The organism is Delftia sp. SD018 (genome assembly GCF_017355445.1).
In the GTDB taxonomy this organism is placed as follows: domain Bacteria; phylum Pseudomonadota; class Gammaproteobacteria; order Burkholderiales; family Burkholderiaceae_C; genus Comamonas; species Comamonas acidovorans.
In genome coordinates this window covers 196,897-208,868 of record NZ_JADDRN010000001.1, presented here as the reverse complement: position 1 = coordinate 208,868, position 11,972 = coordinate 196,897, and the positions used below count along the sequence as shown (strand labels likewise).

Genomic DNA, 11,972 nt, shown 5'->3' with positions numbered 1-11,972 from the left:
GCTCTCTGTCCCCCTGTTGCAAGGAAAGCATCCATGTCGTGGAGCGACACCACCATCACCTCACAGCGCCTGGCGCTGCGCCCCTTCACTGCCGCCGATGCCGATGAGGCCTTTGCCTGCATCACGCCCACGCTGACGCGCTACCTGTCCTTCGAGCCGGCGTCGACGCCTGCCGAGTTCGAGGCGGTCTGGCGCGGATGGCTGCAGGAGATCGCAGCCGGCACGGATTTCAACTTCACGCTGCGCGAGCGCACGTCAGGCCGATTCACCGGCCTGCTGGGCCTGCACCGCGCGCGCGACGCCGAGCTCGAACTCGGGATCTGGATACGCGAGGACGTGCATGGCCAGGGCTACGGCCGCGAGGCCGTGGCCGCGCTGGCAGCATGGGCCCGAGCGACCTTTGCGCCACAGTCCTTGCGCTATCCGGTGGCCGAGCCCAATACCGCCAGCCGGCGCATTGCCCAGGGGCTGGGTGGCGTGGAGGTTGAGCGCCAGAGCCTTTCAAAGTACGTGCTCGTCGTCTACCGCATACCAGGGGTCGCCACGTCGGGCGTTGCCGCCCCATGAAAACAAAGGCCGTCCCACGCGAGTGGGACGGCCTAGTCCATGGGGCAGATGCCTGTCTTACACCGCCGCGATCGACACGGCCTTGGCGACCAGATAGGCCTCCAGCGCCTCGGGGCCGCCCTCGGAGCCATAGCCCGAATCCTTGACGCCGCCGAACGGCATCTCGGCCGAAGCCACGGCCGGCTGGTTGATCCACAGCATGCCGGTCTCGACCTGCTGGGCCAGCTGGTGGGCCGTCTTGATGGAGCGCGTGAACGCATAGGCCGCCAGGCCGTAGGACAGGCGGTTGGCCTCGGCAATGGCCTCGCCCAGATCGTCGAAGCCGCGGATGGCGGCCACGGGGCCGAAGGGCTCCTGGTTGAAGATCTCGGCGCTCAGCGGCACGTCGCCCAGCACCGTGGGAGCGAAGAAGTTGCCCGCGCCGCCCAGCGAGGCACCGCCCGTGAGCAGCTTGGCGCCCTGCTTTTGCGCATCCTCGATCAGATGGGACAGCGCCGTGACGCGGCGCGGATTAGCCAGCGGGCCCATCTGCGTGCCCTGGACCAGGCCATCGCCGACCTTGAGGGCTTCGGCATGGGCGACCATGGCGCGCGTGAATTCCTCGCGCACGCTGTTGTGCACCAGAAAGCGCGTGGGCGAGATGCAGACCTGGCCCGCGTTGCGGAACTTGGACGCGCCTGCGGCCTTCACGGCCAGGGCCACGTCGGCATCCTCGGCCACGATGACCGGCGCGTGGCCGCCCAGCTCCATGGTCGAGCGCTTCATGTGCTGGCCGGCCAGCGCCGCCAGCTGCTTGCCCACTGCGGTGGAGCCGGTGAACGTGACCTTGCGGATCACGGGATGGGCAATCAGGTAGGAGGAAATCTGGGCCGGATCACCGAACACCAGGCCCACCACGCCGGCCGGCACGCCGGCATCGACAAAGCACTTGAACAGGGCTGCGGGCGCAGCCGGCGTTTCCTCGGGCGCCTTGCACAGGAAGGAGCAGCCCGTGGCCAGCGCCGCGCCGATCTTGCGCACGATCTGGTTGACGGGGAAGTTCCAGGGCGTGAAGGCGGCCACGGGGCCCACGGGCTCCTTGATCACCAGCTGCTGCACCTCGGGGCGGCGCGAGGGCACGATGCGACCATACACGCGCAGCGCCTCGTCGGCAAACCATTCGATGATGCCCACGCCGGCCAGGATTTCGCCCTTGGCCTCGGCCACGGGCTTGCCCTGCTCCTGCGTCAGGAGCGCGGCGATCTCGTCGGCGCGCTCCTTGAGCAGGGCGGCGGCACGGCGCATGGCGGCGCCGCGCTCATGGGCGGAGACATTGCGCCAGACCTCGAAACCGCGCTGCGCTGCGGCCAGCGCACGGTCCAGGTCGGCCACGTCGGCATGGGCCACATGGCCGATGACTTCGCCGCTGGCCGGGTTGCGCACGGGAATCTTCTTGCCGCTGGCGGCGTCCTGCCATTGGCCGTCGATCAGGAGTTGGGTGTCGGAGTAGGAATGGCTCATGCTGGATCAGATCCTTGGTAGATGACAGGGGGCAGATGTGTGGGGCAGGCACGGCGCTCGCAGTGTCCGCACCCGGCTGCCGCTGCAGCGCAGCGACCATTCTAGGAAGCGCCAGACGGCGGTGCCGTCACCGGGCTGTCACGCACACAACACCTAAAATGCCCGGGTTTCGCAATATCCACCAATCCGTTGAGAGGGAGCTCATGACCGATCTTTTCGACACCACTGCGCGCAGGGGTTTGCGCAGCGTCGCGCTGGCGCTCGCCCTGGCAGGCAGCCTGGGGCTGGCATGGGGGCAGGAGGGCGCCGCCGATGTGCCTCAGTTCATCCCTCGCATGAGCGTGGACTCGCGCGTCCAGCCGCAGGACACGCCTCGGGAGTTCCTGGCTTCACGCAGCATGTCTTCCCCCGCAGCCGTCACCCCCACGCCGCTGCGCGTGGAACTGGGCACCTGGAAGGATGTGCGAGCCGCCTCGGCCGCTGTGGGCGGCGCCCTGCAGGTGGGCGCACAGCGCCCCAGCAGCCAGACCGCCACCACCCAGGCCCTGGGCGGGCAACTGCAATGGCAGACCTCGGCCGACGGCGGGCTGATTGCCGCAGTCAGCGTGCGCTCCGAAGGTGCCTACGGCATTCGCCTGGGCGTGGAAATCGAGCAGTTGCCCGGCAGCGCCCTGCTGCGCATCTATGCCCAGGGCGACCGCGCCGGCGCCTATGAAATTTCGGGCCAGCGCGTGCTCCAACTGCTGCAGGCCAACAAGGACGCAGGCGATGCCAGCGCCGATGGCCGCACCTGGTGGACACCCGACAGCGGCGGTGACGAGGTCACCCTGGAGATCGACCTGCCGCCCGGCACGCCCGCCGATGCGCTGCGACTGGCCATTCCGCGCGTCATGCACGTGTACGAGAACCTGTCGCTGCCGCTGGAGGGCGAGAACGTGTTCTCGGCCCAGCTCAACGAGTCCCTGTCATGCCACCTGGACTCCACCTGCTATGACGCCTACAGCGCGCAGCGCAACGCCGTGGCGCGCATGTTCTATGTCCAGAACGGCCAGGGCTATGTGTGCTCGGGCACGCTGATCAACGACAAGGCAGGCTCCGGCACGCCCTACTTCATCACGGCCAACCATTGCATCAGCACCCAGACCGTGGCCTCCACGCTGGAGACTTCGTGGTTCTACCGCACGCCCTCGTGCAACAGCCGCACGCTGTCGTCGGCCTCGCGCACGCTGCGCAACGGCGCCACCCTGCTGTACGCCACCGCCACCTATGACGGCAGCTTGCTGCGGCTCAACGAAGCCGCCCCTGCAGGCGCCGTCTTTGCCGGCTGGTCCACCCAGGCCCTGACCAGTGGCGCCAAGGTGGTAGGCATACACCACCCGCGTGGCGACCTGCAGAAGATCAGCTTCGGCACCTATGACCGCTCCTTGGCCTGCGAACCCTCCAGCGATGCCACCATGACCTGCCGGTACCGCGATGGCGGCTACCTCAGCGTGAATTGGGACCAGGGGCTGACACAGCCGGGCAGCAGCGGCTCTGGCCTGTTCCTGAATGGCCTGCTGGTCGGCACGCTCTACGGCGGCGACGACCAGACCTGCTCGCGCACGGGTGGCAACTCGATCTATGGACGCTTTGACCTGCTCTTCCCCAATGTGCAGAAGTGGCTTGCTGCAGACACGGGCACGGGCGGCGTCGACACCGGCACCGGACAGGCCCGCACGGCCATCTACCGCTTCTTCAACCGCCAGACCGGCGCTCACTTCTATACCGCCAGCGCTTCCGAGCGCGACTATGTGGTGGCAACCTACCCGGCCTTCCAGTACGAGAACGTGGCCTTCTATGCGTCCACCCAGCCGCAGCAGGGCCTGAACCCGGTATTTCGTTTCTTCAACACGGCCTCCGGCGCACACTTCTTCACCATCAGCCAGCCTGAACGTGACTACGTGCTCGCAACCTACCCCAGCTTCAAGAGCGAGGGCACGTCCTGGTACGCACAGACGGCTGCCGGCAATGGCACCGTGCCCATGTTCCGCTTCTACAACCTGCAGACAGGCGCGCATTTCTACACCGTCAACGCGGCCGAACGTGATTTCGTGATCGCCAGCTATCCCGTTTTCAAGTACGAAGGTGTCGCCTACTACGTCTGGAACTCGCAGTAAGCACAGCGCACTGCACTTGCTGCAGTGCCTCCCCAAGAAAAAGGCCCCGCAGTGCGGGGCCTTCTTCTTGGGGCAACAGCCCTCACCCCACCAGCACCAGCCCCGGCGGCAGGCTATCCCCAAAGCTGCGCTTCGCATCCTGGGCGTCCATCCGCTGAACCTGTTCCACCAGGTCGATCCAGCGCTGCGGTGCACCGGCGCCGCGCAACCGCTCCAGCACCAGGGAGCGCTGGGTATCGGACAGGTCCAGCGCACGGTCGCCCGTCATGCGGGCCATCTGCACGGCGGCGAACATGGCGGTTTCATTGCGGCGCCAGTCCTGGGCCAGGGTGGCGTCCAGGAACTCCTGCGCAGCCTCGGGCAGCATGACGCGGTGGGCGTTGGCGGCCAGCGGCATGCGCGCGGCCAGCCGGCCTATGGCCCACCAGGTCTGCACGGATTCACCGGGGTGTTTCAGCCGCTGCAGCATCCACTGGCCCATTTCCTGGCGGTACTGCCAGGGCACGGCCTCCATGGCGGCGAACAGGCGCAGCATGTCGTCGTAGCTGCCATGGGCGGACTTGCCCTGGCTGCGCTGCGTGGACTGCTGCACGGCCTTTTGCATGTGGCCGGCAACCTCTTCCAGCAGCTCCATCTGCCGGGCCTCATCCAGGCCCGCGGCCACGCGGCGCCAGAAGACCCACCATTCGGTGCGGTTGGCCGCCTCGCCGCCATGGCCCAGGCCCTGGTCATGCAGTTGCCAGACCTGCTGCATGCGCCAGCCGTCCAGCTCGGCGCCCACGCCGGGGCGCAGGCACCAGCCTGCCAGGTTCAGCCAGACGCGCTCGTGCTCGGCCGTGCGGCGGCGGCGCCTGGCGCGGGCCAGCAGGGCGTCGAACAGTGCGCGCAGCAGCGGCAGGTCCCAGTCCTCGCGCGGGCCCAGCCGTCGCTCCAGCGACTGGCGCAACTGGCGGACCTCCTTGGCCGTCACCTCCTGCGCCTGGCTGCCGAAGATGCGCTCGATCAGGGCCACGGCGTCGGCCAGCCGGCCCTGCCGGGCAGAACGATCGCCGCTGTCCTGCGCATCTGCGGCCAGCGCACCGCGCACACTGAACGGCAGCAGCCACTGGCGCTGCGCATCGTCGGCGGCCACGCAGCGCACCTCCAGCGTGCCGACCTCGGTCATGCAGGCCTGCAGTTGCACCTCGACCTGGGCCTTGTCACGGCCTTCGGGCGCAGGCAGCACGGTGGACAGGGCGGGCAGCTCGACCCAGCCCTCGCCGTCGAGCGCCGCGATGCGTCCGGCCTGCGCAGGCGCCGCCGCCAGGCTGTTGGCCACCAGGGAAAAGCGCACGGCCTGGCCCAGGCGCAGCGCAAAGCGCCGGCCGGAGAGCACGATGCGCACGCCCTCTTCCGTGCCGCGCGGCAGCAGGCAGACGCCCTGTGGTGCGGCACCCGCCTTCTCGGGCAGGACCAGCCAGTAGCTGCGCGGCGAGCCACCGCCGATGCGCGGTACCGGGGCGGGCACCGTCCGGGCATCCTCCGATTCCGGCAGATCCTCAGACGGACGGCTCTGGACATGCATGGCCAGGCCATGCGCCGCCGCGCCGCGCGCCACGGCCCAGTCGGGATGCGGGTTGTGCAGCAGGCGCAGCGGCTGGCCGCGCCAGGCCTGCAGTTGCGCCACCAGCCGCTGGGCCAGCGCATGGGCGTGGAAGACGCCACCATTGAGCAGGACCGCATCGGGCAAATCCCCAGCCGCGTGCTGCGCGAGGAACTGCGCCAGGTGCCGCGTGATCGCCGCATCGGCAGGATATGGGAGTCCCAGGCCGCGCAAAGCGCCCTGGCGCCGGGTGGGCAGATCCTGCAGGCCGGCCAGCGGCATGAAGCCTTCGACCACGGCCTCGCGCACCTCGTCGCGGCGCAGCGTGGCCGTGCGCGTCTGCGCCAGCAGCTTCGATCCGCCGCCCAGCAGGGTCACGGCCACGGACTCGGGCGCATCGTCGGCCAGCAACTGTTCTTTGGCCATGCGGCAGCGCTGCACCAGTTGGGCGAAGCGTGCGGCGGGCAGACGCTCGCCGGGCGGGGCGAACTGCGGCTCCAGCCGATGGGCCAGCGCCAGGTCCATGTTGTCGCCGCCCAGCATCAGGTGCTCGCCCACGGCCGTGCGTGTCAGCACGGGCAGGCCTCCAGCTTCACCGGGCTGCACGCGGATCAGGGTCAGGTCGGTGGTGCCGCCGCCCACATCCACCACCAGCACCAGGCGGCAGTGCGCCAGCTCGGCCGCCAGATGCTTGCCCTGCAGCACCAGCCAGTCATGGAAGGCGGCCTTGGGTTCCTCCAGCAATTGCACCGCAGGCAGGCCGGCCAGCTGCGCGGCCTCCAGCGTGAGTGCGCGCGCGCCTTCGTCGAACGAGGCCGGCACGGTCAGCACGACCAGCTGGTCCCGCAGCGGCGCGCCGGGGTGCGTGCGGTCCCAGGCCTGCCGGACATGGTCCAGGTAGCTGGCCGAGGCCTGCAGCGGAGACAGCCGGGCCACCTCTTCGGGCGCGCCCCAGGGCAGGATGGCCGCCGTGCGATCCACGCCCGCATGCGACAACCAGCTCTTGGCACTGGCCACCAGGCGCGACGGCACGGCCGCGCCCAGGTCACGCGCCCAGCGGCCATTGACGGCAGGCGCTTGCGCATCGGCGCCCAGTGCCACCCAGGGCTGCTGCCAGGCATCGCCGAGCTCGCCGGGCGCTGCCTGGTAGCGCGCCGAGGGCAGCAGCACCTGGGCCGCCACCTCGCTGGCCGAGACGCGCTGCGCCACGAGCAGCAAGGCGATGTCGGCCGCCGTGCCGCCTACGGACACATGCGCCACCACGGTGTGGCTGGTGCCCAGGTCGATGCCCACGATGTGGGCTGCACCGGACACGGGAGCGGGGGCGGAAGATTCGGAGGCGGCGGTATCAGGCATATCGGCAGTCAATACATGGCACGGTGCGCGGCCCGGTCCGGGCCTGCCGCCGGGGCGGGCTACGCTACATCGGCCCGCACGTCGAACTCCACCTTCCAGCGTTCTTCGCCACCCACGGGCACGGCGTTGAGCTCCAGCGTGCCGATGTCGGTCACGCGCGCATGCAGGGTGACGGGCACGATCTCGCCGGGCGCACGGCCTTCGGCGGGCAGGTGGGCCTCGATCTCCTGCAGCTCGACCAGTTCCTCTGGGCCCCAGAAGTCCAGCACGGTGCCGACCTGGTCGGCGCGGCGCACGGAGGAGCCGAAAAAGCGCAGGCGCACGGGCTCGCCCACGACCAGGCCGAATTCCTGCGTGTCCAGCGCCACCTCGGTGCCCTCTTCCATGCCGAAGGGCGCCAGGCACAGGGCCGAGATGGGCGGCTCCATGCCGGGGATGGCGGGCATGTTGCTTTCCACGCCCACGTAATAGCTCTGCGCCGTGCCGCCACGGATGCGCACGCCACGGCCCGCAGCCGCCACATGGCCGAAGTAGGCGGCGCCGCGCGCCACGGCCAGATCGAGGTTGGCGCCATCCAGCAGGCGCGCAGGTTGCGCGCCCTCGCCGGCCAGCCAGCCGTTGACGACTTCCAGGATGCGCTGCTCGATCTGCGGCGCCTTGAGCACGCCGCCGTTGAACAGGATGGCCGAGGGATGCAGGAAGGATGCGCCCTCGGGCTGCGTGCCCTTGAGGCCTTCGATCTGCTCGGTGGCGCCGGCCTGGCGCGAGAGGAAGGCCGCCAGGTGGCGCGTGACGGCCGCGTCCTGCGCATACGGCAGGCCCAGCTGGGTCAGCGCGGCGCGCGCGCGGGTCTGGGGCTTGTCGGAGACGGCGGCGCGCGGGAAGAAGCCTTCCACCAGCATCTGCAGCACCTCGTCACGCGTGACCTCGGTGCGGACGCTGCCGCCGATGAGCTTGCTGCCCCGGCTGGGCACGACCACGGGCACGGACTGCAGCGAGGCATCGGCCAGCAACTGCTCCTTGGCCTGGCGGCAGCCATGGGCCAGGGCGCGGGTCTGCCAGGCGTCGAGCTGCTTGCCCTCCTGGGCCAGCTTGCGCGCCACGCCGTAGGCCAGGGCCAGGTCCATGTTGTCGCCGCCCAGCAGGATGTGCTCGCCCACGGCCACGCGCTGCAGCTCCAGGCCGCCGTCCTTTTCCAGCACGGCGATCAGCGACAGGTCGGTGGTGCCGCCGCCCACGTCCACGACGAGGATGATCTCGCCGCTTTGCACCTGCTTGCGCCACTGGCCGCCGCTGGCCTGGATCCAGCTGTACAGCGCAGCCTGGGGTTCCTCCAGCAGCGTGAGCTTCTGGAAGCCCGCCGCGCGGCAGGCCTCGGCCGTCAGCTCGCGCGCGGCCGGGTCGAACGAGGCGGGAATGGTCACCGTCACGTCCTGGGCGTCGAACGGCGCCTCGGGATGGGCCTGCTCCCAGGCCCAGCGCAGGTGCGACAGGTAGCGGATGGAGGCGGTCAGCGGCGAGACGCGGTGCACCTCCTCGGGCGCATCGGCCGGCAGCAGGGGCGAGCGGCGGTCCACGCCCGGATGGCACAGCCAGCTCTTGGCGCTGGACACCAGCCGGATCGGCGTGGCCGCGCCGCGCGATCGCGCGAACTCGCCCACCACGAAGTCCTGGCTGGCGCCCCAGGGCAGGGCCATGTCGGCCGCAGTCAGCTCGCTTTCATGCGGCAGGTAAAGGAAGGACGGCAGCAGCGGGCGCGCCTCCACGCTGGAGGGGCCGGTGAGCTGGGGAATGTCCAGCACGCCCTGCTCCACCTTCTCGCCATCGCTGGCCTGGCGGTCCACATAGGAGAGCGCGCAATGCGTGGTGCCCAGGTCGATGCCGATGCTGTAGCGCGCCTGGGAGGATTGACGGGACTGGTCCATGCTCACAGCTCCACCTCGGCCTGGGCCACGATGGCGGCAGCCTTGTGATCGGTGAGCTGGGGCAGGCGCACATCGTCCACGCGCCAGCCGCGGTGGCCCAGCGTGCCCGTGAAGGGTGCCTGGCCGACCACGTTGCCCGTCAGGCGCACGGCGGCGGCATCAAAGCCTGCGGCCAGCGTGACGCGGCTGCCTTCGGCCTCGGCACGCACGGGGGCGATGCTGAAATGCTCGCGCAGCACCTTGCGGCAGCCCTCGTGCACCACGCGCGCTGCGGCGCCGATCTCGGCGTCGGCATAGCCGGCCACGTCTTCCTGCACGAAGTCCACGAAGCGCGCCTCGCGCTGCAGCAGGCCCAGCAGCTGCAGGGCGGCGGTGCCAGCGGGTGCGGCCGGCTCCACGATGGTCTTTTCGACGATCTTCTCGACCGGCACCTCGACACGCTTTTCAACCACTTTCTCGACCACCTTCTCGACAGGCACCTCGACACGGACCTCGACGATCCGGTCCACGGGCACCTCCACGCGCACCTCCTTGGGTGCGGGGGGCGGCACGTCGGCGGCCAGCGGCTCGCCGTCGCGCAGGCGGGACACATCGGCGGCCAGGCGGCCGTTGCCGAGGATGGCGAAGAAACTGCCGATCGCGATGGCGATGCGGCTCAGGAACGAGGGGGGAGTCTTGGAATTCATGGGCTTCTCTTGGCGAGAGGACCCTGCCGGGCCGATCGCCGCGCAGCAGGGCAACCGGGCGCCGATGGTCCTCCACCGGGCGCCCGCAGGGTCCGTGATGTTACCCAAAGCAACGAAGCCCCGTCCTGTACACGGCCCCATGCCCCCGTGCGCAAATGGCCTCGCGGCATAATCGCGGCTGCTCCTGCCCCTGTCCATGGCCCATACACGCCTTTTCCGCCACGCCCCGACCCGCTGCACCGCCTTGCGCGCGCAGCGGCCGCAGCGCGTGCACGGCGTGCCCACGGCCTTCATCAGCCTGTGCGGCTTCACGGCCCTGCTTTCCGCCGCCGTGCGGAAAGCCTGAGGTCCACCCCCAGCTTCCCGCACGGCCCCCGCAGCGAATCCCGCATGCGAAGCGCATGCCAGGAGCTGCCGGCCCACGCCCCGCACCTCCCTGGCCTGCACGCCTTTTCGGCCGCGCCGCCGCATGGCGCAGCCGCCTTGACCCCGGAGCCGATGATGGACATGGAACTCTCCCAAAACTTTCTGCGTGCCAAAAGCCCCTGCGCGGCGGGCTTTCGCTGGTTCGTGCGCAACCGCCATGACGGCAACGACTACCAGCGCGTGCTCGATGCCCTGGTGGGCGATGGCCGCGTCGAGGACGCGCGCTGGCTCATGAACCAGTTCGGCCCCACCGACGCCGTGCTGGAGGTCGATCACCTGGAGGCCGATGCCCTGGTGTTCTCGGGCAGCGTCGTCGTGCATGGCGAGCTGCGCGTGCCCGGCCTGCTGGCCGTGGGCCGCACACTGCAGGCCGGCGCCGGCATCCACGCCGGCCGCATCGAGGCCGGCCAGGACCTGCACAGTGGCGGCGCCATCTTTTGCAGCGGCCCGCTGCAGGCCGGCGGCCTGGTCAAGGCCGCCTGGAGCGTGGACGTGCACGAGGAACTGCGCGCCGAGGACGTGCGCGCCGGCTGGGAGCTGCGCTGCGGCGCCGACCTGCGCCTGGCCGGCGGCGCCCAGGCCGGCCAGGACATCGAGGTGCAAGGCGCCATCCGCTGCGGCAAGGGCCTGCGCGCGGGCGGCAGCATCCGCGCCAGCGGCCTGATCGAGCTGGGCCACGGCCTGTACGCTGGCGCCGACGTGGAAGGCGGCAGCCACATCGAGGTGGACTGGGGCATGCGTGCGCTGGGCGACATCCGTGCGGCCTGCAGCATCCGCGCGGGCGAGACCCTGCATGCCGAAGGCGAGATCGCGGCCGGCCCCGGCTACGGCATCTACGCGGGCATGAACGTGCAGCAGGATGCCTGGCCGTCCTGTGCCTGGGTGCATGCGGCGCAGCGGCCTCCAGCCCTGCTCAGCGGCTGGTGGGAAGAGGCAGCAGCACCGGCCTGATGCCCGCAGGGACACGCCGGCCTGCGCCCCCGCAGCGCAGCGCAGCGCCGCGATGCAAAATACCCGCTTCGCCGCCGCACGGGCGGCTCCAAGGAATCCCACATCGTGTTCACCGGCATCATCCAGGCCGTGGCAAGCATTGCCGCGCTGCGCGACCAGAACGGCCTGCGCACCTTCACCCTCGACTTTCCCGAAGGCTTCTGCCAGGACCTGGCCATCGGCGCCAGCGTCTCCACCGACGGCGTGTGCCTGACGGTGACCGAGATCCTCTCGCCCACGCGCGCCACGTTCGATGTGATGCTGCAAAGCCTGAACATCACCACGCTGGGCGGCTATGCCGTGGGCGGGCGCGTCAATGTGGAGCGCGCGGCAAAGGATGGCGCCGAGATCGGCGGCCACCCGCTGTCAGGCCATGTGGATTTCACCTCGCCCGTGCTGGAAGTGGCCTCCAGCGACACCAACCACCGCATCCGCTTCGGCATTCCCGAGGGCTTTCGCCACTACGTGTTCGCCAAGGGCTACATCGCCATCAACGGCGCCAGCCTCACGGTGTCCGAGGTGGACCGCCAGGCGGGCTGGTTCGAGGTCTGGCTGATCCCCGAGACGCGCCGCATGACCGTGTTCGAGTCCAAGGGCGTGGGCGACCTGCTCAATGTGGAGATCGACCGCAGCACCCAGGTCGTGGTGGACACGGTGCGCGAGACCGTGCAGCAAAGCCTGGGCCGCCTGCAGCCCGTGCTCGAGGCCCTGCTCAAGGAAAAAGGCCTGAGCCTGGACGACTTCATCGAAGTCCCCAAGCTGCCCGGCTGACTGCCTTCGTCGT

The 11,972-nt window shown here is 70.0% G+C and carries 9 protein-coding genes; 5 read left to right on the top strand and 4 right to left on the bottom strand.

From position 1 onward, the window contains the following. The first annotated feature begins 33 nt into the window (after positions 1-33). On the top strand, positions 34-567 hold the full coding sequence (locus INR38_RS00945) for a GNAT family N-acetyltransferase (RefSeq protein ID WP_207441568.1): 534 nt from the start codon (positions 34-36) through the stop codon (positions 565-567). A gap of 57 nt (positions 568-624) precedes the next feature. Here the strand turns inward: INR38_RS00945 and INR38_RS00940 are convergent, their stop codons facing one another. Beyond that, on the bottom strand, positions 625-2,067 hold the full coding sequence (locus tag INR38_RS00940; protein ID WP_207441566.1) for an NAD-dependent succinate-semialdehyde dehydrogenase: 1,443 nt from the start codon (positions 2,065-2,067) through the stop codon (positions 625-627). Between the two features lie 203 nt (positions 2,068-2,270). On the opposite strand from INR38_RS00940, the gene INR38_RS00935 reads away from it, so the two are divergent. Next, entirely contained in the window at positions 2,271-4,223 is a 1,953-nt protein-coding gene (locus INR38_RS00935) for a trypsin-like serine protease (protein WP_123690261.1), read from the top strand. An 82-nt stretch (positions 4,224-4,305) separates the two neighbouring features. Here the strand turns inward: INR38_RS00935 and INR38_RS00930 are convergent, their stop codons facing one another. Genes INR38_RS00930 through INR38_RS00920 form a run of 3 tightly spaced genes read right to left on the bottom strand, consistent with a single transcriptional unit; the run spans position 4,306 to position 9,772 of the window. Then, on the bottom strand, positions 4,306-7,161 hold the full coding sequence (locus INR38_RS00930) for an Hsp70 family protein (RefSeq protein WP_207441564.1): 2,856 nt from the start codon (positions 7,159-7,161) through the stop codon (positions 4,306-4,308). A gap of 59 nt (positions 7,162-7,220) precedes the next feature. Next, entirely contained in the window at positions 7,221-9,086 is a 1,866-nt protein-coding gene (locus INR38_RS00925) for an Hsp70 family protein (RefSeq protein WP_207441563.1), read from the bottom strand. Positions 9,087-9,088: 2 nt separating this feature from the next. Beyond that, a complete protein-coding gene (locus INR38_RS00920) occupies positions 9,089-9,772 on the bottom strand; it encodes a DUF2760 domain-containing protein (RefSeq protein ID WP_043782922.1) in 684 nt (227 codons plus the stop codon). A gap of 196 nt (positions 9,773-9,968) precedes the next feature. Between INR38_RS00920 and INR38_RS00915 the strand changes: the two genes are divergently transcribed. The 3 genes from INR38_RS00915 to INR38_RS00905 all read left to right on the top strand — a co-directional run bounded on the left by INR38_RS00915 (position 9,969) and on the right by INR38_RS00905 (position 11,959). Beyond that, positions 9,969-10,118: a hypothetical protein gene (locus tag INR38_RS00915; protein ID WP_013800628.1), complete on the top strand. Its 150-nt coding sequence runs from the start codon at positions 9,969-9,971 to the stop codon at positions 10,116-10,118. A 155-nt stretch (positions 10,119-10,273) separates the two neighbouring features. Next, positions 10,274-11,149 (top strand): hypothetical protein, encoded by an 876-nt coding sequence (locus tag INR38_RS00910; RefSeq protein ID WP_065346807.1) that lies wholly within the window; start codon positions 10,274-10,276, stop codon positions 11,147-11,149. A gap of 105 nt (positions 11,150-11,254) precedes the next feature. Further along, positions 11,255-11,959, top strand: coding sequence for a riboflavin synthase (locus INR38_RS00905; protein WP_013800626.1), 705 nt, complete (start codon positions 11,255-11,257; stop codon positions 11,957-11,959). Positions 11,960-11,972: the final 13 nt, after the last annotated feature.